Below are 22221 nucleotides of genomic sequence, written 5' to 3'. Positions count from 1 at the left end.
CGGTCCTCGCTGTCTCGCGAGGACCGCCCGGCGGGAAGCTCAGTTCGACGGCTGGGTGTAATGGAGCTCCAGCGAGTAGGTGGCGGCGACGTCATACCCGCGCACCATGAGGAAGGCCTTGCTGTGGCCGGCGGGTACCGTCAGCACGCACCGCTCGGCGGCTCCGGAGAGAAAGGGCCGACAGTGATAGGTCGTGGTGGTGGGCTGCGCGCCGAAACGGACATACAAGTCAGGATCCGCCGAGCCCGTCATCACCACCTCGAACGCACTGCCCTCGACCACGTCGAAGGCGCCATGATGGTTGTTCGCGTTCCTGGACACGGTGCCGTTGAGCGTCTCGGAGGCGGGTATGCCCTTGGGATCGTCCAGACTGCTTCCGCTGTAGGTGGCCTTGAGGGTGACGCCCGTGTAGCCCGAGTAGGCATTGATCATCACGTACCAGGTGCCCGCCTGGGGATTGGTGAAGCTACACGACTCCGTGTTTCCGCTCTTGTAGGGACGGCAGTCATAGGAACTGGTGCTCGGCGCCGCGTCGGCCTTCACGAACATGTCCGCGTCGCCCGTGCCACCGCTCATGTTGATCACCAGCCGGGTGCGGCCCTGGGGGACCTCGAGCGTGTAATACTTCTTGTTGCCAGCACTGCCCGTCAGGCCGGTGACGGCCACTCCATTCTCCAGGGGCGTGAGCACGGGCGGTGCCGCGGGGATGCCCACCGCCTTCCAGGCCTCGGTGACAGCGGTGACCTCGGGCGACTTCGCGCCATAGAGCGACTCGGCGGCTTGCAGCGTGTACGTGCGCGCCTGCTCGAAGGTGGTGGTCGAGATGAAGAAGTCCGTGTTCGCCTTGTAGAAGATGCGGCCGGCCTTCTCCGGACCAATCGCGGGCACGGGATTGCTCGTCTTGTTTCGCGGATGCTTGCCGCCCTTGGACAGCAGCGCGAACACCAGGTTGCTGATGCCCGAGCTGTAGTGCACGTCCACGCCCGTGTAGTAATCCCCGTAGCTGTCGAGCGAGATGCCGTCCTTGGCCGGATCGTCCATGTAGCGCAGCGCGTCCCCGGCGGTGCCGGGCGTCCAGATGTCCTCGCCCACCTTGAAGACATCCGCGTCCGTGGCCCAGTTGCGCGACCAGCTCTCGCACACGCCGGCGAAGATGTCGGACACGGACTCATTGAGGCCTCCCGATTCCCCCGCGTACACGAGGTTGGACTCATATTGGGTGACGGCGTGCGTCAGCTCGTGCGTCGTCACGTCCGCGTCCAATCCGAGCGGGATGGAGTTCACGTTGTCGCCATCGCCATACACCATCTGGTTGCCGTCCCAGTAGGCGTTGACGTAGTTGCGAGCGTAATGGACGGTGCTCACCAACGGGATGCCCGCGTTGTTGATGGAGTCCCGGCCGAACAACGTCTTGTAGCAGTTGTAGGTTTCCCCCAGCCGGTTGTAGTTGGTGTCCACGTGGTTGTCACCCGAGGCGGCCTGGCCCTCGGAGCGCCGGAGCGTGCCGGGCGTGGCGGTGCCATTGTTGGCCGTGTGCACCTTGCGCTGGAGCGCCGAGTGGATGCGCGGATTGACGAGCAGCACCTCCCCTCGCTCCGCGTCCACGTAGACGAGATCCTCGGCGGGGGCGCCGTCGCGCTCACCCGTCACCCGGACCTCGTAGGCGAGCTGGGGCGTTTGGGTTTCCGCGAGCAGCAGGTACACGAGCTCGGCGTGCTTGCCCGCGGTGGCTCCCGTCGCGGTGGAGTCCCGCTCGGCCTGTTTCCTCGCCGCCTCGGGGGCGATCCTCGCCTGGGTGGAGCTGGGCTCCCCCAGACGGGCCGAGCCGTTGGCCGCGTAGATGTTGCGCTCGGCATCCACGTGCAGGATGAATTCTCCGCCCACCACCCGCCGCCCGTGCAGCGTCTGTTGATAGCGCAGATGCTGATGGCCTTGTTCATCCACCGAGTTGCGTTGGAGCCGCAACTCCTCGGCGCTCACCCGGAAGATGGGGGCGATGGTCTCCAACGCCCCGCGGGCCGCATCGCTGTCCGCGCGAAGCCCTCCAAGGGATTCCGGCAGTCGGCCCAACCGACCTTTCACGAAGTAGGGTGCTCCTGAATTCCCCATCATGACCCGCGCGTCCTTGAAGCGGGACAGCGCTGTCTGGATGTCCACGTCCTTTCGCTCGTCGCGGACCAGTTCCTCGTTCATCTCCGCCGTCGAGCCGCAAGCCGCGATGCTGGCCCCCAACCACACCCCGCAAATCGCCTTCAACACCCGCTTCGCCAACGCCATCCCCCCGTGCAGAAACTTGCCGCTCCCACCAGATTAATCACCCAATGAGAGAAGGTGATGGTTCCCGGGAACGACCTTCTTTCTGATTTTGTAAGGGTTCCGCGTGGGGCGAACGGGCGGACGAGGGGTCGCGCAGGCATGAGACGGGGGCGGGCCCCGATGTGAGGGGCCCGCCCCGGGGCGTCTCAGTGTGTCTTAGTTGATGGTCACCTTGTCGACGGTGAGGGTCGTCTTGCCATGGAAGTAGACCCGGTACTCCAAGGGATGGTTGATCGTCGTGTGATGGAAGCTCAGGCCGAAGTCCTGGTACTGGTTGGCGGCGGCGAACTGCTGTGACGTCAGCTCCATCTCCGCGAGCGACTGTCCCGTGACGCCGTCGCGCACATCGATTCTCGCGACGGCCTGGGCGCCCAGGGAGTTGTTGTCGGTCTTCACCCGGAAGGTCACCTTCCGAGCGCCGACGGGCACATTGGCGTCATAGGGGCCGTAGACCATGTGGCCGACCGGGTCGAGCGAGGGCGCGGCCTGCCATCCGTCTCCGGTCGGGCGGCCGGCGTGGTGGGCCTGCACGGCGCCTTCCGCCTCGTACTGCCCGATGCGGGTCGTCGTCGTGACCTTGTCGATGTTGACGGTCGCCCTGTCCTTGTAATTGGCCCGGAACTCGAGCTGGTGGCCCGCGACGTTCTGATAGGTCAGGCTGAAGTCCTGGTAGAGGCCATTGGCCTTGAATTGATGCCGGTAGACATCGAACGCCGTCAACACGACTCCCGTGGTGGCGTCCCGGACATCGAGCGTCACGATGGGATCATTGTTCCCGGTGACGACGTCGATCTTGATCTTGAACGTGGTGGTCAGCTGGCCGGCCGGGAACGTCGTGACATAGGGGCCGTACAGCATCATTCCTTCATTGTCCTGTGCGACGTTCGCGGTCCAGCCGTTGTCGCTCGAGCGGCCCACCGCATGGGAGAAGGGAGAGCCGGCGTAGCTCGTCGTCTCCGCCTCATAGGTCTTCACGAGGGTGGAGGGATCCGTGGGCAGGTTGTAGGCCTCGCGCATCAGCTGGAAGTAGTTGTCCGGCCGGACGAAGACGATGTTGGTGTTGCTCTTGAAGGAGTTCACCACGTTGACGAAGCTCTGGTAGTTGTTGCCCTCCCACGGGTTGGCCTGGATGCTGACGAACCGGGGAGACGTTCCATTCCACCCCGAGATGTGGCGGTTGATCTCCGAGATCATGGACGCCTCGGTGGGGCAGTACGTGGCATTGAGGCCCTGGCTCGGCATGAGATTGTTGTACACCGTGATGCCGCCGCCCGCGTTCTGTGCCGTCAACCCCAGGAGGGACGGCGCGTAGGTCGCGAAGCTGTTTCCCACGTTCGTGTTCGTGCCGCCGGTGATCGTGTTCCAGACGGTCAGGACCTTGAGCCCCGAACGGCTCATGTAGTCGTTGGTCAGCGACACATAGTTGTCCAGGTGGGACTGGTTCCCCCAGTAGTTGGGGTACGTGTAGCCCAATCCCGTCGGGCCCGAGATGAGGTTGTCATTGGGGGTGGCCGTGGTGTGCAGGTAGTTCAGCACGCCGGGCATGGCGTCCAGCATCGCCGGGGAGATGGTCCACCCCAGCGGGACCTGCCCTCGGGCGGGGTGATCCCAGTTCTTCTTGAAGAGATGCTCCACGAACTGGAGATTGTCTCCGTCGCTCAAGATGAGGGAGACGTAGATCTTGTTGCCCAGCGTGGGCTTGTTGGGGACCGGCTTGACGTTCACCACCCGGGACGCACCGCCAAACACCGTCAGGTTGGAGGCGAAGTCACTGGCCACGGTGGAAATGCCGTACTCGGAGACGCGCTGGATGCCCGCGGCTTCTTCCGGCCACCAGCCCATGTAGATGCCTCCGGTTCCATACGGCATGGCCACCAGGAACTTCCTCAGCAACGAATCCTCGGCGGCGACCTTCGGATCGAGCCACACGACGGCCAGCGGGACCGCCGCGGCGTAGTCCCGGAGGAATCCCTTGATGCCGGGGGCGAGTCCGATGATGACCTTGTGGGTCAGCTGAGACCAGTAGTTGTCATACAGGTTCTGGTACACCTGGAGCTTCGTCGTGAATTTGCCGCGCAAATCCACCAGGATGGGCAGATTGTAGGGAGCGGCCGTCAGTTGGGCCGCGAGGGCGGGAGAGGCGACTACGCCGCTCCGCAGTCCCGCGATGGTGGTGGCCAGATTCACCGTGTCGGGGAGCGCGCTGTCGTAGACGACAATGCCTTGGATTTCGCTCCTGTATTTGCTCAGGAGGCTCCACTTGTCGGCGACGTCCGTGTAGCGCAGCCCCAGGGAGTTCAGCCAACCCGTCTTGCCATCCTGTCCCCGCATCGCGGTGTCATAGGTGAAGATGCGAGGTTGGGTCCTGTTGACGATTCCCTTGAGGGTCGTGAACAGCGCCACCTCGTCATCCGGGACGGCAGTCCGCGCCCCGACGCTGTCCACCTTGATGTAGGAGCGCCCGTGCCAGTAGATCCGGAACTCGATGCCGTGCCCAGCCGTCGGATTGTTGAAGGGGAGTTCGAATCGCTGGAAGGTGTAGACGTTCGTGAACTCCGTCCGGCTGATGTCCCGCTGCGCCAGGACGACTCCGGTCTCGTTGTCTCGAACATCCACGGTCACCATGACGTTGTTGCTGGCCGTGTTGTTGTCGATGCTCAGATCGAAGAAGGCCGTGTTGTTGCCCGTGGGGATATCGGTGACGTACGGACCGTAGGTCAGGAACTGATTGGGCGCGTCGATCGAGGTCTGCGCGAGCCACCCGTTGCCCTCCAGACGTCCGGTTCCATGCCGGATGTGCGGGCCTTCCGCTTCGTACCTGAACTCGGAGGTGGTCAGATCCATCAGGTCCAGCGTCGCCGCGGGCGCGGAGAAGGAGGGGAGGACCTGATTCGAGGGCCATGTGATTCCGGCCGCCAATGCCTCCGCCGGGAGAAGCATCCCCGTCGCCGCGAGCGTCAGGGTGGAGGTGAGAAGCAAACGAGGGCTTCGAGTGATTTTCATGAGCAGCGCTCTCCTTTTCCTCGAGACATCCGTGTCAGGCATTGGCGGCCGACAAGAGCCCGCCACCTGTCAGGTGGGAGACTGATAACCCTCTAATTCCGTTAAATCAAGAATAGCTTGTGGCTCGGTGGTCTTCAAGGAGGACGCCACCTTCTGTGCCCAGCCGGGTCATCACCGCTGATTGAGGAGCCCGGTCCTTCTTCGTGAGGACCGGGCTCTTTCATTTCCAAGGCGGCTCGTCCTCTTTGATAAAGGGATTCATCATGCTCCACAGCCTTCGTCGCTTTCCTGGTGCCGTGCTTCTCGCGGCGTGCTGCGGGTGGACCTCCGCTCAGGCGCGGCCCGTTGAACCCGCCCCGCGCCCCTCGGCTCCGCGAGTGCTCACCGCTGTCACGTCCGTTCGCTTGCTGCCGGAGGGCCTCGAATTGCGAGCCGGGGACGCGACCCTGCGGATCTCCGCGCTGCGGGACGACATCCTGCGGATCCGCGCCAGTCCGGGGGAGAGCCTGCCGGAGGATGCCTCCTGGGCCGTGCTGAGCGCGGCCCGGGCCCGGCAGGTCAAGGTGAAGGCGCTCCCGGAGACCCCCTCCGCCGTCGGCTTCCGCACGGCGGCGCTGGAGGTGCGGGTCGAGAAGAATCCGCTGCGGCTCGTCATCCTCGACCTCCAGGGCAACATCCTCTCGGTCGACGCGGTGGGACGCCCCATGCAATTCGTGGCGGGAGGATTCCAGGTCACCCGGCAGATGCCCGTGGATGAGCATTACTTTGGACTGGGGGACAAGGCGGGCCCCCTCGATCGCCGAGACCAGGCCTTCACCCTCTGGAACACCGACGCCTACCGCCATCAGGAGTCGACGGACCCCATCTACAAGAGCATTCCGTTCTTCATGGCCGTGCGCGCGGGACGCAGCCACGGCATCCTGCTCGACAATACCTGGCGCTCCCACTTCGACTTCGGCAAACAGTGGCGTGACGCCTACTCGTTCGGCTCCGAGGGCGGCCCCCTCGACTACTATTTCATCCACGGTCCAGAGCCCCGGAAGGTGCTCGAGGGTTACACCTTCCTCACCGGGCCCGCGCCCTTGCCGCCCCGCTGGGCGCTCGGCTTCCAGCAGTCCCGCTTCAGCTACGAGCCCGAGTCGCGGGTGCGGGAGATCGCCACTCGCTTGAGGAGCGATCGCATCCCGTCGGATGTGCTCTTCCTGGACATCGACTACCTGAATCAATTCCGGTCCTTCACGGTCGACCCGAGCAAGTTCCCGGATCTGCCCGGGCTCCTCCGGGATTTGGGCCAGCAGAACTTCCGGGTGGTCTCCATCTCGGATCTCCACATCGCGCAGGTCCCCAACGCCGGCTACGCGCCGTATGACACGGGCATCGCGGGCAACCACTTCGTCCACAACCCGGACGGCAGTGTCTTCGCCGGCCGTGTCTGGCCCGGGGCCTCGGTCTTTCCTGACTTCACCCGCGCGCGGACCCGCGCCTGGTGGGGCGCCTTGTACAAGGACCTGGTCGCCCAGGGCATGGCGGGCCATTGGAATGACATGAACGAGCCCTCGGTCTTCAGCTCCCAGAAGACCTTGCCGCTCGACTCGGTGCACCGCATCGAGGAGCCCGGCTTCGAGAGCCGGGATGCCACCCATGCGGAGGTCCACAACATCGTCGGTCTGCAGAACGCACGGGCCACCTATGAGGGCCTGCTGACGCTCAAGCCCCAGGAGCGGCCGTATGTCCTGACGCGCGCCACCTACGCGGGAGGCCACCGCTATGGCGCCACGTGGACGGGCGACAACAGCGCCACCTGGAATCACCTGCGCCTGAGCACGCCCATGCTCTTGAACCTGGGGCTCAGTGGTTTCTCGCTCGCGGGAGTCGACGTCGGGGGCTACTCGGGCTCGCCCTCGGAGGAACTGCTGACGCGCTGGTATCAGGTGGGGGCCTTCAATCCCCTCTATCGCAGCCACGCCGAGAAGGGGACGGCGGATCATGAGGTCTGGGCCCACGGTCCCGCGGCCGAGGCCGTGCGCCGCCGCTACATCGAGACGCGCTACCGGCTGTTGCCCTACCTTTACACCCTGGCGGAGGAGCACTCGCGCACCGCGCTCCCCATGATGCGCCCCCTCTTCCTCGAGTTCCCCGAGGCCACGGCGGACAAGCATCCGCTGGATCTCGATGCCGGCCACGAGTTCATGCTCGGCCGTGCCCTGCTGGTGGCGCCTCCGCCGTACGCTGAAAACCAGGACACGTATCAGGTCCTTCTGCCACCCGGCACCTGGTTCGACTTCTGGACGGGCCAGAAGGTCGAGGGCGTGTCTCCCACTCCCTCCGAGGTGAAGGTGACGCCGAAGTTGGAGGAACTGCCGGTGTTCGTCCGAGCGGGCAGCATCCTGCCCCTGCAACCGTTGGTTCAGCACACGGCGGAAGTCCCCCAGGGGCCTTTGGAGTTGCGTGTCTACCCGGGTCCGGACTGCAAGGGCGGCGTCTACCTCGATGACGGCCACAGCTTCGCCTACAAGCGGGGCGCCTGGTTGCGGCAGGAGTTCTCCTGTGAGGTCGACGCGGCGGGCCTGCGGGTGAAGGTGGCCAGGCCCACGGGCGGCTACCCAGCGTGGTGGAAGTCCCTGGACATCGTGGTCCACGACTGGCCCACGGCCAATACATCCGCGACGCTCGGCGGAGGGGGCAAGCCCGCCGTGCATTACGACGCCGAGGCGCGGACGTTGCGCGTCTCGATTCCCGCCACGCGCGAGGGCTCGGAGCTGCGGCTCACGCGAAAGCCCTGAGCGGCCTCAGGCCGCGTCGTAGGCGGCCTTCAACCTGGCGATGTCCAGCTTGACCATCTTCATCATGGCATCGGCCACGCGTTTGCCGCGAACGCGATCGGGGTCCTTCATCATCTCGCCCAGCACCGTGGGCACGATCTGCCAGCTCAGGCCATAGCGGTCCTTCAGCCAGCCGCACTGCTCCACCGAGCCACCCTCGGACAGGGCGTCCCACAGCCGGTCGACCTCGGCCTGGTCGTCGCAGTTGATCACGAAGGAAATGGCGTGATTGAAGGAGTCCAAGGGGCCGGCGGCGATGGCCTGGAAGGGCTGTCCCGCCAGGGTGAACTCGACGACCGTCACCGAACCGGCCGGCCCGCTGGGCGAGTCGGTGGGCATGGTGGCGATGCTGTCGATGCGCGAGTTGGGCAATAGCGAGACATAGAACCGAGCGGCTTCCTCGGCCTTGTCGGAATACCAGAGGTGAGGGGTGATCTTGGCCATGGGATGCTCCTGAGCGTTCGGGCGACCCCGTTATGGGGGACTTCTTCTCCGAGGGCGAGGGGCGCCGGGCCCTCCAGGGGGTCGACTGTCGATGGCTGGACGTCTCGCGGTGAATCCCTCTCGCGAGTACCGCTCAGCTCAGCCCGCCCGCGAAGGGCATCGTCCGCCATGTCTGCATCGACGGCGCGAGCGCCTCGGCCAGCATCGGCAACTGAGGGACGAGGGCGTGGCAGGTCACGACGAGCAGCATCCGCGCGGCGTCCATGACGCGCAGGACGGCTGGATCGAGAGGCCGTATTCCCGCCCGCGCCGCCGCCGCGTTGTAGACCGCGATGCCGTCCGGGCCCAGGAAGGAGAGATCCCATTCGACCGGGCCGAGGTTCACGTCCTCGAAGTCCGCGTAGCGCACGCCCGAGGTCGTGCGGATGATGTTGTACGACGGCCCGTCACCATGGATTGGCTGGATGTTGGCCGTTGGGAACATCGCGGCGAAGGCCTCGCGAGACGAGAGCACGGGCGCGAGGACGCCCCACTCGGCCCGCGCCCGATCGAGGTCCGCGGGGGCGAGCAGTCCGGGGTTCTCCTCCAGGAGCGCAAGGCACGTGGGCACGGACGCGGCGAGGGGGGAGAGGAACGGAAGTTCACCCGGATAGTCGCGCAGCGCCGCGTGCAGGTCGGCCGCGAGCGCCGCTTCGGCGACGTAATCCGGCTCGCGCGAGGCATCGACCTCCACGAACTCCCAGAACGTCATCGAGTAGCCGTCCCGTCGCACGGGCTCGCGGGGGACGAGGGGGCTCGGGCGTACGACCGGGAGCCCCCGGTCCGCCAGCCATGCGACCGCGGCCAGCTCGCGCGCCTGTCGCGCGGCCTGCGGCGGACCGTCGAGCCCGGGAGGCAGGACGACGGGGACGCGGACCACCACGGGTGAGGGCGAGAGGTGCACGACGACGGAGAACACATCGTGCAGAACCTTCGGTTCGTACACGACGAGCCCGAGCGCACGGCCCGCGCCCATCGCCGCGGCGACGGCATGGACCGTGCGCGCCTGGAGGTCTTCCGACGTCAAGTGTGTGGTGGGCATTCCCTCACCGTACCAAGGGGGGATCGCACGCGGCCACGGGTTTCGCCGCCACTCAAGGCGCCGAGCGCGTCAGGTACACCCTGAATTGCAGCGCGGCGAAGATTTGCCGCGGGGGCTCCCATCCCGCCCGGCCGAGCAGCGCGGCGAGCGCGGCCTCGGACTCGGGCGCCTGGAGGGACGCGAGGCCCTTGGCGAAGTTCGCGGAGAACTCGGGCGGGGCCCCCGCGCGCTGGAAACGATGCGCCTCCACGGCCGTGAGCACGGGGTCGAGCCCGATCCGGCAGCCCAGGATGAAGGGGGCTCCGGGCTTGAGCCGCCGCGCCACCTCGCGCAGCAGTGCCAGACGGTTCTCCTCGCCCGCCACGTGGTGGAGCACGCCAATCATCTCCGCCCCGTCGAACAGGGGGCCGGGGGGCAGGGAATCCAATTCACCGACGTGCAGCTGCGTTCGCTCCAGGAGTCCGGCCGCGGCGAGCTGTTTGCGCGCGACCGCCAGCATGTCGGGGGAGGGATCCACGCCCGTGAAGCGCCAGCCCGGTGCTCCCTGTTTCGCGTAGGGCAGCACGTCCTGCCCCGTTCCCACGCCCACGCAGAGCAGTGATGCCTCGTCCTGTCCGTCCAACGTGGCCGACATCACCGTGGCGATCGCGTCGTGCATCGCATGGACGCCGATGAACCACGAAGCGGCCTGGGCATCGTACTGGGCGGCGCGCTCGGCTCCGAACTTCCGCGTGGAACCATCCTGATGCGGGTGTTGGTGATCGTGCGGGGGCGGGTGATGGTGTGGGTGCATGGCTTCTCCGGCCGGCCCGGGAGGGGCGGGCGTCTGTGGGTCTGACCGGAGAATGCGTCTTTGGCGCCCTGCCCGGGAGAGCGGGGATTCGGGCGGAATCGGCGGGGATTTCGATGCGGGCCCCTGGCGTGGCGTTACTGCGCCAGGGCGCGGAACACCTTGGTGTCTCCGTCGTAGGCGCCGGGATTCCAGTACACCTTGTCCGCGCCTCCCTTGCCGTCGATGTTGGCGTAGAAGAAGTCGGTGTTCTCCGAGCCACTGAAGCCGGTGTTGTCCATGACGGGGCTGCCGGCGAAGTTGGTGCCGGTGCTCGGGTAGATCTGCATCCGGCCCTGGCGGAAGGTGGGGCGCCAGAAGACCTTGTCCGCCTTCCCGTCACCGTCCACGTCCGCGAAGTAGAAGCGGGACGTGTCCACGCCACTGGTGCCCGAGTCGTGGGCGAACGCGAAGGCGAACGCTCCCGCTCCCGTGGAGCGGTAGACGCGGGTGCGGCCCCCGTCCTGATCGGGGTTCCACAGGAGGCGATCCGCCTTCCCGTCACCGTCCACGTCGGCGAAGTACACGCGCGTGCCCTCGCTGGTGTTCGCGCCCTCCTTGCTCTGGACCGCCGAGCCGAAGGAGGGCGTCGCGCCACACTTCGCCACGAAGGTGTCGAAGGCGCCGCCGCGCTCCTTCGGATTCCAGCGCACCAGGTCCGCGCACGCATCACCCGTCACGTCGGCGAAGAAGAAGCGCGTGGACTCGCTCGTGCTGGCGGCCTGGAAGACGGAGACGCGGTCGCCGAAGGTGCCGTCGCACTTCGACGGGTAGATGCGCACCTCGCCGTCACCCAGCGTGGGCCGCCAGAGGACCTTGTCGGCGCAGCCATCTCCGTTGACGTCCGCGAAGTAGAAGCGCGTGGTGGACACCACGCTGACGGCGCCTTCGTTCTTCACCGCCGTGGCGAAGCCGCCGTCACACTTCGATTTCGCCACCCACGTCTCCCCCGCGCCAGCGGATGCGTTCCAGGAGATGCGATCCGCGCAGCCATCCCCGGTGACGTCCGCGAAGAACAGTTGCGTGGCCGTGGACGTGCCGCTCGGCGTCGGAGAGAGGGTGGAGCCGGAGGAGAAGAGGGAGGGGCGGATGGTGGCGAGCACCGGGTAGTGGTCCGACGGCGTGTTGCCGCCGCTTTCCGTCCGGTCGATGGCGGGAGCGGACGAGGTGAGCTCTCCCCCGGTGTGGAGGATGTAGTCCAGCCGCGAGTAGTTCGTGGACGGCGTGCCGTCCCACGCGTTGTTGAAGGTGGCATCATCCGCGCCGGTGGTTCCATCGAAGCGGGCCGTGCGGTACAGCCGCGCTCCCTCCTCGATGTCCTCGATGGTGGACTCACCCGGAGTGGACGTGCTCTGTGCGTCGACGTTGAAGTCGCCCATCGCCACGACGGGCACGCCCGCGGGCTTCGACGCGAGGAAGGCCGCCATCTGCGCGGCTTCCTTCAACCGTCCCAGGGAGCAGGCCGCCGCGTAGGCGAAGTGCGTGTTCGCCACGAAGTACACCTTGCCCGACGTCAAGTCCCGGAGGCCCACCCAGGAGATCTTCTTGCCCTCCGCGTGGCTGTGGCACTCCGCGCTGCTGGCGTAGGGATTGACGAGCGCCTCGTTGCCCTGGCCCACCTCGGGGGCGGGCTCGAAGCGGCCCTTCTTGTAGAAGATGAGCTTCGGGCTGCCACCGCCCGGGTTGTAGACGGCGTAGGGCTTGTCGGTCCCCGTGAGTCCCGCGATGAGATCCGCCGGAACGCTGGGGCCACCTGATGGGGCCTGCGCCTCCTGCACGCCGACGATGTCCGCGTTGTTCGCGAGGATGCGCTGGATGACGGCCGCCTTGCGGTTGGGCCAGGCCCGTACGCCCGTGTCCAGTGGCCCTCGCACGTTGTACGTCATCACCCGGAAGGCCCGGTGTCCCGTCGTCGCCGCGGAGTGGGATTCACCGAGCGGCGCGTCGCCCGGCGCACCCTCCTGGGGACCACAGGAACACACCAGGGAAACCAACAACGAGGACAGCGCGAGGGGCCGTGCACGGCCAGCGGGGGGGAATTTCATGACTGCGATTATAATTGTAAAACAAGGAAAATCATCAATCCTAGGGAGAGCGGAAGTCTATTGGGACGCGCCGCGTTGGGAGGACCCCGGGTTAAACTGAGCGATATGAGCCGAGCCCCCCTCCGCTTCTTCTTCGACTATGTCTCGCCGTACGCCTACCTGGCGTGGACGCAACTTCCGGCCCTGGCCGAGCGTCATGGCCGGACGTTGGAGCTCGTACCCATCCTGTTCGCGGGCGTGCTCAACGCGCTGGGGACGACGGGTCCCGCGGAGGTGCCTCGCAAGCGTTTCTATGTCTACAAGCACACCCACCGGATCGCCCACGACCTCGGTGTGCCCTTTGTCTTTCCCGCGGCGCACCCCTTCAATCCCTTGCTCGCGCTTCGGGTGACGGCCGCGGTGCGCGAGACGGAGGCTCGGAGGCGGCTCGTCGCGGCGCTGTTCTCGGCGGCGTGGGCGGGTGGGGGCGGACTGGTGGAGCCCGAGCGCGTGGAGGCCTGTGCCGCCTCGGTGGGGCTCGATGCGCGCGCGCTGCTCGCCGCCGCTCGGACGCCGGAGGTGAAGGAGCAGGTGCGCCTCAACACGGAGGAATTGCTCGCGCTGGAGGGCTTCGGGGTCCCCAGCCTCCTCGCGGACGGGGAACTCTTCTTCGGTGTCGACTCCCTGGGCCACCTGGAGCGCTTCCTGCGTGGAGAGGATCCGCTCTCGCTCGAGGAGCGAGAGCGCCTGCGGACCCTGCCCATGGCCGCTTCCCGGGTCTGAAGCTCACCCCTCGTGGAGGGGCAGGCGTTTGCGCGGTCCGCCCCGGCGTTTGACGGCCATCTCGCTCGGCGCTTTCTTGCGGCCCTGGACGGGCGAGCCGAGCGCGCTGCGTGCTTCCTGGCGCTGCCTGGCCTCGCTGCGCGGACGCTTGGGCCGCTCCTCGCGGCGATAGGCGGCGGCGGACTCGGTGGGCACCGTCTTGCGGCGCCGGTCCTTGCGGTACTGGGCGGCGGCCTCGTCCGGAATCGTCGCGCGGCGCGAGGTGCTGCTGCCCGTCTCGGGCAGGGGCAGCTTGGCGCTGCGTGCCGTCTTGCCCTCGCCAGGCGGGCGGCGCTGGCTGACGGAGCGCTCGGTGAGCCGGGTGCGGCCGACAACGCCTCCGCTCTTCTTGAGGGCGTGGGTGCTCTTGCCGGCGGGAACCGCTCCGGTGTCCGAGGCCTTCACCGTCATGGTCGTTCCCTTGGCCTTGGCCTGACGGGAACGCAACTGCTGGGTTTTCTCTGGCATGGGACCTCCCTTCATGTGAGGTGGGGATGCTCTTCCCGCTTGGCGACCCGAGGGCATGCGCGGAATCAAGGCCCTGTCCCCTCGTCGCCGCTCACGGCCATCAGAGCGCCGCCTCCCAGGCGAAGTGAGACATGGACATGGAGCGTCGGCCGAGGTGGTAGGTGAGCGCGAAGTCCGCGTAGTCGTACGCGCCGGGCCGAGGGAGCTGGAAGGTTCGCCCCGCGGAGAGCTGCGCGCATGAGGCCACCAGCGCCATGTGCGTGAACGCTTGGGGGAAGTTGCCCCTCGCCTCGCCCGTGTCCGGGCGGGCCTGCTCCGCGTAGAGGCCCACGTCATTGGCCAGGCTCAACAGGTGGCGCAGCAACTCCTCCGCCTCGTCCGTCCTCCCCGAGTGAACCAGGACGTCGTGCAGCCAGAAGGAGCACAGGAGGAAGGAGCTCTCTCCACCCTCCAGGCCATCCGGCGTGTGGTAGCGGTCGAGGAGCCCCCCCTTTTCCAGCCGCTCGCGGATCACCTCCACCGTGCGGCGCACCAAGGGGTGGGCCGAGGGCAGGAAGCCCAGCGCGGGAAGTTGCAGCACCGAGGCGTCCGCCGTCGCCGAGCCCACCGACTGGGGGAACCATCCAAAGCGCTCGCCCTCCTTCAGCAGGTATTGACGCAGCAGCGCCCGCTCGCGAGACCACCGCCCCACGGGGGCTGGCAGCCGCCGCGTCCGTGCGATGCGGATGGCCCGGTCCAGTGCCACCCAGCACAGCAGCTTCGAGTGGATGAAGTGCCGGGGTTCGTCGCGAATCTCCCATAGCCCCTGGTCCGGCTGGCGCCAGCGCATGCACACGTCATCCACCAGCCCTCGCAGGAAGTCCCAGTTCTTCCGGGACATGTGCCCGCCCATCTTCGAGAAGAGCCACGCACCTTCCAGCAGCTCCCCGAAGACGTCGAGCTGGAGCTGCTTCACGGCGCCGTTGCCGGCCCGCACCGGCCGCGAGCCCTGGTGGCCCTCCAGGTGGAGCAGCTCCACCTCGGGCAGCAGCCGGTGGCCCCGGATGCTGTACATGATTTGAACGTCCTCGGCGCGGCCCGCGCTGGTGCGCTCCAGCCAATGCTGGAAGGCGAGCGTCTCCTCCTGGTAGCCCAGCAGCATCAGGGCGATGAGGGTGAGCGTCGTGTCCCGCAGCCAGGTGTAGCGGTAGTCCCAGTTGCGCACGCCGCCCGGATCCTCGGGCAGGGACGTGGTGGGGGCGGCCACGATGGCTCCCGACGGCGCGTACGTGAGCGCCTTGAGCACCAGCGCCGAGCGGCGCACCGCGCGCGTGTAGTCTCCCTCGTAGGAGCAGTGGGAGATCCAATCGCGCCAGAAGGCCACCGTGTCCTCCAGCAGCTGGCGCAGCGTCGCCAGGTCCGGCATCTCCGCCGGCGTGCGCTCGACGAGCGAGGGCGTCCAGGCCGCCTCCACCCAGACCTCCTCCCCGGCGCGCATGTGCCAGAGCGCGCGCAAGGCATCGTCGTGCGCGATCAGCGTCCGGGTGGCCGTCACCCACAACGCGTCCGCGCCGCCCACCAGCTCGGCCGTCTGGGGTGAGGTGAGGCGGATGCGTGGCACGAAGGCGCCGTATTCGAAGCGCGGTGCCACCACCACGCGGGCGTCCACCTCGCCCGCGGTGCAGCGCAGCCGCCTGAGCAGGGAGTGCCGCGACCCCGCGCGGGGACTCTGGGCCAGGCGCGTGCGCACGGGCATGCAGTCCGTCACCTCCAGCACGCCGGTGGGCGTGGTGAAGGTGGTGATGAGCACGTTGGTGTCGTCGATGTACCGGCGGCTGGAGCGGAAGGGGCGCGCGGGGCTTACCCGGAAGGTGCCGCCCCGGCGCTCGTCCAGGATGCGGCAGAACACGGCGGGCGAGTCGAACCGGGGGAAGCAGGCCCAGTCGATGGCGCCATCGCGGTCCACGAGCGCCGCCGCGTGGCAGTCGCCCAGCAGGGCGTAGTCGTCGATGCGCTGCCGCATGGCGTCTCCCGGGGCCGAACCAAGCGTTGGGCCTCCTCCGTCATTGGAGATGGGGGGCCGCGGTTGCAACCACGTGCGGAAAGTCCAGCACGGGCGGGCGGGGGAGCGGATGGCGGTGGGCGCCCCCTTGCCTGACACGCGACTTCCAGGTGGAGTGCGCCGCCGTGTCCGCCCCCGCTCCATCGTCCGAGTCCCAGCGCCTTCCCCTGCCGCTTCCGCCCACCCGGCTCGTCCAGGTGCTCGGGGAGCGACCCTCTCCGGTGGTGGGGTGGTTCGCCAACCGCCTGATGGACGCGGTGTGCGCGCTGCCCGCGTCCATGAGGGATGGGCTCGCCCGCTTCGTGGGCTGGCTGGCGTTCACCCTGGGCATCCGCCTCCGGGTGGCCCTGGAGAACCTGACGCATGCCTACCCGGAGATGAGCGACGCCGAGCGGCGCCGGATCGCCCTCGGGGCCTACATCTCCATGGCGCGCGTGGTGCTCGAGTCCATCAACCAAAAGGACCACGTGGAGGCCGCCTGGGAGGAGCCGGAGGTGAAGGGCGAGGCGTGGGAGGCGTTGAAGGCGACCATCGCGAAGGGCCAGGGCGCCTTGTTGGTGACGGCTCACTTCGGCAACTGGGAGCGCGCGGGGAAGATGGTCCTGCGGCGGGGCATTCCGCTCAACGCCCTGGTGCGCCCGCTCAAGGGCGCGCTCAACATGCGCATCGTGGACAGCCGCATCGCCGCGGGCGCGGGGCTCATCTACCCCAAGGGCGCCATCGCCCAGGCGCAGGAGGCGATGCGGCTGGGTGAGACGGTGCTGATGCTGTTGGATCAGTCGCTGCCAGCCAAGGCGGCGGTGTTCGTGCCCTTCTTCGGCAGGCCCGCCTCCACGACGCCGGCGATGGCGGTGGTGGCCCAGCGCACGGGAGCGCCGGTGTTCGTGGTGATGGGGGTTCGCGACGAGAGCGGGCGCCGGCTGCGGCTGGAGGTGGAGGGGCCGATTCCTCCGCCCGAGGGTTTGAGTGAGCAGGACGTCATCACCGCGCACACGGCGGCGGTGACGTCGGTGTTGGAGAAGTACGTGCGGCGCTATCCGGACCAGTGGCTGTGGTTGCACCGGCGCTGGAAGGTGCAGCCGCCGCCGGAAGGCTCGGCCGCTCCCCAGGCCTGACGGGAGCGGTGTGCCTCCCGCTCAGGCACCGTTCTGGCTCGGGTCGTCCATTCCCGTCCTCATTGAAGGAAAAAGGGGGGCGAACGGACAATCGTCGCGGCGGGTGACTGTTCAGAGCGCACACGGTGCGGATGTTGTATGCCATCGATCGTGGAGACACCTCGTCCATGTGTCCTTCTCGTCGATGATGATCATGCCCACCTGGCGGCCCTGGAGGCCCTCCTCGCGCCGCTCGGTCAGCGGTGGGTGAGGGCGGATTCCGGGCGGGAAGCGCTGCGGTGCGTGCTCGAGGAGGACTTCGCCGTCATCCTCCTGGACGTCCACCTGGGGGACATGAGTGGCCTCGCGGTCCTGGAGTCACTGCGTGAGCGCGAGCGCACCCGGCGCACGCCCGTGCTGCTCATGACGGACGCGGACGCGGACCCGGAGGAAGCGCTGCGCGGTTATGAGCGGGGCGCGGTGGACTGTCTGACCTGGCCGCTCGTCCCCCAGGTGGTGCGTGCCAAGGTGGGCGTTTTCGTGGAGCTGTGGCGCGCCGGGCATCCATCGCGGCTCCAGGAGGAGGAGCCGCGGGAACCCGACTCCCTCGTGCGGCGCAGGGAAGAGCGCCTCGAGGCGGAGTTGCGTTCGCGCACGGAGGCGCTGAACTCCAGCGAGGAACGTCTGCGCCTAGCGGTGTCGGCCACGGCGCTCGGGACGTGGGACTTCAACCCGGTCACCCGGGAGCTGAGGTGGGACGCGCGCTGCAAGGAACTCCTCGGGGTGGCTCCCGACGTCGACGTCACCTACGAGCTCTTCATTTCCCGTGTCCGTCCGGAGGATCGCGAGGCCTCCCATGCCGCGGTGGAGCGCAGTCTCGATCCGCGGGGCACGGGCCACTACGATATGGAGTACCGCTCCGTGGCCGAGCCGGGCCAGGAGCCGCGGTGGTTGCGTGCCACGGGCCGGGCGTATTTCGAGCAGGGGCGCGCGGTGCGCTTCATCGGAACGCTCCGGGATGTCTCCGTGTACAAGCTCGCCGAGGAGGAGCGCTCCCGGCTGTTGGCCGAGGCGCGGCACCGGGCCGAGCAGCTCCGGGGTTTGACGGAGGCGTCCGTGGCCCTCCACTCCGCGGAAGGGCTTTCGCCGATGCTCACCCTCCTGGCCGAGCGGGCACGGGACGTCGTGGGGGCCCACCAGTGCGTGGTCAGTCTGTCGGAGGGGGCGAAATGGGAACAGGTCATCATCGCCGTCTCGTTGTCGGACAAGTACGCGGCCTGGCGCGAATACGCCTCCCGGCCCGATGGAAGCGGCATCTATTCCGAGGTCTGCCGCACCAACCGTCCCCTGCGCCTGACCCAGGCGGAGCTGGAAGCGCACCCGGCCTGGAAGGGCTTTGGCGCCCACGCCTCGGAGCATCCGCCCATGCGGGGCTGGCTCGCCGTGCCGTTGGTGAACCGGGAGGGCCACCACCTCGGGCTCATCCAGTTGTCCGACAAGACGCGGGGCGAGTTCTCCGGGGAGGACGAGGCCGTCGTGGTGCAGCTCGCCCAGATAGCGAGCGTGGCCGTGGAGAACAAGCGGCTGTATGAGCTGGCCCGCACCCAGCGCCGCAACCTGCTCGCCGCGTTCATGCAACTGCCCGAGCCCCTGTCCGTCATGAAGGGTCCGGACTTCGTCTACGAGATGGTCAACACCTCCTTCCAGCGCTCCGTGGGGGAGCGCGCCGTGGTGGGGTTGCCCGCGCGCCAGGTGCTGCCCGAGCTGGAGGGCCAGCGGTACTTCGAGCCGATGGAGCGCGTGTACCACGAGGGCGTGTCCATCCAGCTCAGCGAGGTGGCGCTGCGCTGGCGCACCTTGCCAGAGCCCACGCCCCGCGAGGGGTTCTTCAACATCTCCTACCAACCGCTGCGGGACATGGACGGCCGGGTGGAGGGCATCATCTCCGTGGCCTTCGATGTCACCGAGCAGGTGCGTGCCCGCCGCGAGGTGGAGGCGCTCGCCGAGCGGCTGAGTCAGAGCGAGAAGAAGCTGCGCGCCCTCGCCAACTCCATGCCGCAGCTCGCCTGGATCAGCGACTCGGAGGGGCAGGTGCTCTGGTACAACGACCGTTGGTACGAGTACACCGGGTCCACTCCCGAGGAGATGCTCGCCGGGAAGTGGCGGAACATCTACCACGCGGAGGAGCTGCCAAGGGTCTGGAAGTCCTGGTCCCGGTCGGTTGCCCGCGGCGAGCTCTGGGAAGATCAGTTCCGGCTGAGGGCCGCGGATGGCTCCTGGCGTTGGTTCCTCACCCGGGCCTTGCCCCTGCGGGACGCGGAGGGCCGCATCATCCAGTGGTTCGGAACCAACACGGACATCCATGAGGAGCGGCGCATTCTCGAGAACCTGCGCCGGGCCGAGGAGGAGATCCGCCAGCTCAACTCGGGGCTGGAGGCACGCGTGCGCGAGCGCACCGCCCAGCTCCAGGAGGCCAACCAGGAGCTGGAGTCCTTCAGCTACTCGGTCTCCCACGATCTGCGCGCTCCCCTGCGCCACATCATTGGCTTCGCCCAGCTGCTGGAGCGGCGCGCGGGGGCCGCCCTGGACGACGTGGCCCGGGGCCATCTGCGCACCATCACCAACGCCGCGCAGCAGGGCGGCATGCTGGTCGATGATCTCCTCGCTTTCTCCCGGATGGGCCGCGCGGAGCTGCGCCAGACCCGCGTGGACCTGGGCGCGCTCGTGCAGGAGGTCCGCCGGGAGCTCGAGCCCGAGTCCAAGGGTCGTCAGATCGAATGGCGCGTGGGAGAACTGCCCGCGGTCAAGGCGGATCCCTCGTTGCTGCGCCAGGTGCTGCGCAACCTGCTGGGTAACGCGGTGAAGTACACCCGGCCCCGCGCCCAGGCGCTCATCGAGGTGGGCGCCCGGTCCGATGAGGCCGAGGCCGAGGTGTGGGTGCGTGACAATGGTGTTGGCTTCGAGATGCAGTACGTGGACAAGCTCTTCGGAGTCTTCCAGCGACTGCATACCGCCGAACAATTCGAGGGGACGGGCATTGGGCTCGCCAACGTGCGGCGCATCATCTCCCGCCACGGGGGCCGGACCTGGGCGGAGGGTGCCCCGGAGCAGGGAGCCACCTTCCACTTCACGTTGCCGCGGGCCACGACCTGAGAGAGAAGGAACCTTCGTGACCGGACTCAAGCGAATCCTCCTCGTGGAAGACAATGCCAATGACGTGGCGCTCACCCTGGCGGCTCTGGAGGAGACCCGCCTGGCCAACGAAGTGGTGGTGGTGCGCGACGGCCAGCAGGCGCTCGACTACCTGCATCGCCAGGGCGAGCATGCCTCCCGCCCCGCGAGTCATCCCGCCGTGGTGCTGCTCGATTTGAAGCTGCCCAAGGTGGATGGCATCCAGGTGCTCTCCCAGGTCAAGGCCGACCCCGAGCTGCGCACCATCCCCATCGTGATGCTCACCTCCTCGCGGGAGGAGCAGGATCTGGCGAGCAGCTACGGCCTGGGCGTCAACGCGTACGTGGTCAAACCGGTGGTGTTCGACGATTTCGTCTTCACGCTCAGGGAGCTGGGGCTCTTCTGGGCCGTGGTCAACCAACCGCCTCCGGGCTCCCTTCCTCCGGGCTCGGAGCGATGAGCGAGCGACCGAGCGCTTCCATCCACCGGCTGATGGAACTCTCCGCCCAGCGTCCCTTGTCCCTGCTGCTGCTGGAGGACAACGCACTGGACGCGGAACTCATCCTCGCGCGTTTCGAGGAGGAGGGGCTGTCCCTGAAGGTGGAGCGCGTGGACGGCGAGGCCGGGTTCACGCGGGCGCTCGAGCGGAGCTGCTTCGACATCATCCTCTCCGACTACAACGTGCCGGGCTTCGATGGCCTGAGCGCCCTGTCCACCGCGCGGGAGCTCTGCCCGGACACGCCCTTCCTCTTCGTGTCCGGTGCGCTGGGCGAGGAGCGCGCCATCGAAATGCTCAAGCGCGGAGCGACGGATTACGTCCTCAAGGAGCATCTGGAGCGCCTGGTGCCGTGCGTGGCGAGAGCCCTGCGCGAGGCGGAAGGGGAGGCGCGGCGCAAGCGCACCGAGGAGGCCTTGCGCGCGTCGGAGGAGCGCTATGCGCTCGCGAGCCGCGCGACCTTCGATGCCATCTGGGACTGGGATCTGCGGACGGACACCACTCACTGGAACGACACGCTCGAGCAGGTGGTGGGCTACACGCCCGCGGAGATGGGCCAGTCTCCCTCGGGCTGGTCCGAGCGCATCCACCCCGAGGATCGCGAGCGGGTGCTCCTCCGATTCCGGGACGCCATTGGTTCTCGCGAGGAGCGCTGGCTGGAGGAGTACCGCTTCCTGCACAAGAACGGCACCTGGTGCGACGTGGTGGATCGCGGCCACATCGTCCGGGAGGCCAGCGGACGGCCCGTGCGCATGGTGGGCGCCATGCAGGACATCTCCGAGCGCAAGCGCGCCGAGGTGGAGCGGCAGCGGTTGTTGCAGGAGGCCCGCCACCGGGCTGAATTCGAGCAGCAGCTCATGGGCATCGTCAGCCATGATTTGCGCAATCCCCTGAGCGCCATCCTCATGGCCGGCGCGTTGCTGTTGCGGCGCGAGGATGCCTCGCCCTGGCTGACCAAGACGGCCGCGCGCATCGTGTCCTCGGCGGAGCGGGCCCACCGGATGATCCGGGACCTGCTCGACTTCACCCAGGCGCGCATGGGCACCGGCATCCCCATCCAGCCCTCGCCGCTCGACATCCATGAGCTGGCGCATCAGGTGGTGGAGGAGGCGCGCACGGCCCACCCCGCGCGGGAACTGCTGCTCTCCTGGCAAGGAGACGGCAAGGGCGTCTGGGACTCGGACCGCATCGCCCAGGTGCTCTCCAACATCCTCGGCAATGCGCTGCGCTACGGCCGCGAGGGCTCGCCCGTGCGCGTCGAGACCGAGGGACGGGCGGAGTCCGTGCTCCTCCGGGTCCACAACGAGGGCTCGCCCATCTCCCCGGAGCTGTTGCCCCGCTTGTTCGAACCGCTCACGCGCGGGGGGACGCGGCTGACGCAATCCGACCGCAGTATTGGCCTGGGGTTGTACATCGTCCGGCAGCTCGTCCTGGCGCATCGGGGCTCCGTGGACGTGCGCTCCACGGAGGCCGAGGGCACCACCTTCACGGTCCGCCTGCCCCGGGTGACTCCTTCCTCCGGCACGCAGGTGGCCGTGTTATCTCCTCCAGGAGGGTAGGGTACCGGGTCCATGACGACGCGTGACGCACGAGGCACGGCTCCGAGGAGC

Annotated in this window: 14 protein-coding genes; 6 read left to right on the top strand and 8 right to left on the bottom strand. The window is 67.8% G+C overall.

Translation table 11 applies throughout. The annotated features are described in order from the left end of the window. Positions 1-39 precede the first annotated feature (39 nt). Together MEBOL_RS03170 and MEBOL_RS03165 are read right to left on the bottom strand one after the other, a co-directional pair. Positions 40-2277, bottom strand: a complete 2238-nt coding sequence (locus MEBOL_RS03170; RefSeq protein WP_095976022.1) for a M4 family metallopeptidase — start codon at positions 2275-2277, stop codon at positions 40-42. Positions 2278-2472: 195 nt separating this feature from the next. Then, positions 2473-5319 carry a GxGYxYP domain-containing protein gene (locus tag MEBOL_RS03165; RefSeq protein ID WP_095976021.1) on the bottom strand — a complete coding sequence of 949 codons (2847 nt, stop codon included), beginning with the start codon at positions 5317-5319 and terminating at the stop codon, positions 2473-2475. Positions 5320-5582: 263 nt separating this feature from the next. Between MEBOL_RS03165 and MEBOL_RS03160 the strand changes: the two genes are divergently transcribed. Further along, the gene (locus tag MEBOL_RS03160; RefSeq protein ID WP_095976020.1) at positions 5583-8102 is read left to right on the top strand and encodes a glycoside hydrolase family 31 protein; all 2520 of its coding nucleotides are present in this window, start codon (positions 5583-5585) and stop codon (positions 8100-8102) included. A gap of 6 nt (positions 8103-8108) precedes the next feature. On the opposite strand, the gene MEBOL_RS03155 is transcribed toward MEBOL_RS03160, so the two are convergent. The 4 genes from MEBOL_RS03155 to MEBOL_RS03140 all read right to left on the bottom strand — a co-directional run bounded on the left by MEBOL_RS03155 (position 8109) and on the right by MEBOL_RS03140 (position 12540). Further along, positions 8109-8585: a VOC family protein gene (locus tag MEBOL_RS03155; RefSeq protein WP_095976019.1), complete on the bottom strand. Its 477-nt coding sequence runs from the start codon at positions 8583-8585 to the stop codon at positions 8109-8111. Between the two features lie 133 nt (positions 8586-8718). Then, positions 8719-9651: a phosphotransferase gene (locus MEBOL_RS03150; RefSeq protein WP_218920871.1), complete on the bottom strand. Its 933-nt coding sequence runs from the start codon at positions 9649-9651 to the stop codon at positions 8719-8721. 67 nt (positions 9652-9718) lie between these two features. Beyond that, the gene (locus tag MEBOL_RS03145; protein ID WP_245919411.1) at positions 9719-10459 is read right to left on the bottom strand and encodes a class I SAM-dependent methyltransferase; all 741 of its coding nucleotides are present in this window, start codon (positions 10457-10459) and stop codon (positions 9719-9721) included. A gap of 134 nt (positions 10460-10593) precedes the next feature. Then, positions 10594-12540 (bottom strand): FG-GAP-like repeat-containing protein, encoded by a 1947-nt coding sequence (locus MEBOL_RS03140; RefSeq protein ID WP_095976017.1) that lies wholly within the window; start codon positions 12538-12540, stop codon positions 10594-10596. Between the two features lie 105 nt (positions 12541-12645). On the opposite strand from MEBOL_RS03140, the gene MEBOL_RS03135 reads away from it, so the two are divergent. Next, positions 12646-13302: a 2-hydroxychromene-2-carboxylate isomerase gene (locus MEBOL_RS03135; RefSeq protein WP_095976016.1), complete on the top strand. Its 657-nt coding sequence runs from the start codon at positions 12646-12648 to the stop codon at positions 13300-13302. Between the two features lie 3 nt (positions 13303-13305). On the opposite strand, the gene MEBOL_RS03130 is transcribed toward MEBOL_RS03135, so the two are convergent. Both MEBOL_RS03130 and MEBOL_RS03125 read right to left on the bottom strand, forming a co-directional pair. Continuing rightward, positions 13306-13809 (bottom strand): hypothetical protein, encoded by a 504-nt coding sequence (locus MEBOL_RS03130; protein WP_157774730.1) that lies wholly within the window; start codon positions 13807-13809, stop codon positions 13306-13308. A 100-nt stretch (positions 13810-13909) separates the two neighbouring features. Continuing rightward, complete coding sequence (locus tag MEBOL_RS03125; protein WP_095976014.1) at positions 13910-15811, bottom strand: glycoside hydrolase family 15 protein; 1902 nt, start codon at positions 15809-15811, stop codon at positions 13910-13912. 164 nt (positions 15812-15975) lie between these two features. Here MEBOL_RS03125 and MEBOL_RS03120 point away from each other — a divergent pair, with 164 nt between their 5' ends. The 4 genes from MEBOL_RS03120 (at position 15976) to MEBOL_RS03105 (ending at position 22170) form a co-directional block, all read left to right on the top strand. Continuing rightward, positions 15976-16965: a lysophospholipid acyltransferase family protein gene (locus tag MEBOL_RS03120; protein ID WP_179956374.1), complete on the top strand. Its 990-nt coding sequence runs from the start codon at positions 15976-15978 to the stop codon at positions 16963-16965. Positions 16966-17103: 138 nt separating this feature from the next. After that, positions 17104-20097 (top strand): PAS domain-containing protein, encoded by a 2994-nt coding sequence (locus MEBOL_RS42085; protein ID WP_095976013.1) that lies wholly within the window; start codon positions 17104-17106, stop codon positions 20095-20097. 16 nt (positions 20098-20113) lie between these two features. After that, positions 20114-20575 (top strand): response regulator, encoded by a 462-nt coding sequence (locus MEBOL_RS03110; protein ID WP_095976012.1) that lies wholly within the window; start codon positions 20114-20116, stop codon positions 20573-20575. Continuing rightward, positions 20572-22170 (top strand): sensor histidine kinase, encoded by a 1599-nt coding sequence (locus MEBOL_RS03105; protein WP_095976011.1) that lies wholly within the window; start codon positions 20572-20574, stop codon positions 22168-22170. Before MEBOL_RS03110 ends, MEBOL_RS03105 begins: the two co-directional genes overlap by 4 nt. Positions 22171-22221 lie beyond the last annotated feature (51 nt).

It is taken from the genome of Melittangium boletus DSM 14713, from assembly GCF_002305855.1.
Lineage (GTDB): Bacteria > Myxococcota > Myxococcia > Myxococcales > Myxococcaceae > Cystobacter > Cystobacter boletus.
This window is presented reverse-complemented; position numbering and strand designations above follow the sequence as displayed.

Bases quoted from the DNA above. Each gene is read 5' to 3' on its own strand.
- MEBOL_RS03140 (WP_095976017.1), bottom strand. From the start codon at position 12,540: ATGAAATTCCCCCCCGCTGGCCGTGCACGGCCCCTCGCGCTGTCCTCG.
- MEBOL_RS03170 (WP_095976022.1), bottom strand. From the start codon at position 2,277: ATGGCGTTGGCGAAGCGGGTGTTGAAGGCGATTTGCGGGGTGTGGTTG.
- MEBOL_RS42085 (WP_095976013.1), top strand. From the start codon at position 17,104: ATGCCATCGATCGTGGAGACACCTCGTCCATGTGTCCTTCTCGTCGAT.
- MEBOL_RS03130 (WP_157774730.1), bottom strand. From the start codon at position 13,809: ATGCCAGAGAAAACCCAGCAGTTGCGTTCCCGTCAGGCCAAGGCCAAG.
- MEBOL_RS03165 (WP_095976021.1), bottom strand. From the start codon at position 5,319: ATGAAAATCACTCGAAGCCCTCGTTTGCTTCTCACCTCCACCCTGACG.
- MEBOL_RS03160 (WP_095976020.1), top strand. From the start codon at position 5,583: ATGCTCCACAGCCTTCGTCGCTTTCCTGGTGCCGTGCTTCTCGCGGCG.
- MEBOL_RS03145 (WP_245919411.1), bottom strand. From the start codon at position 10,459: ATGCACCCACACCATCACCCGCCCCCGCACGATCACCAACACCCGCAT.
- MEBOL_RS03105 (WP_095976011.1), top strand. From the start codon at position 20,572: ATGAGCGAGCGACCGAGCGCTTCCATCCACCGGCTGATGGAACTCTCC.
- MEBOL_RS03135 (WP_095976016.1), top strand. From the start codon at position 12,646: ATGAGCCGAGCCCCCCTCCGCTTCTTCTTCGACTATGTCTCGCCGTAC.
- MEBOL_RS03125 (WP_095976014.1), bottom strand. From the start codon at position 15,811: ATGCGGCAGCGCATCGACGACTACGCCCTGCTGGGCGACTGCCACGCG.
- MEBOL_RS03155 (WP_095976019.1), bottom strand. From the start codon at position 8,585: ATGGCCAAGATCACCCCTCACCTCTGGTATTCCGACAAGGCCGAGGAA.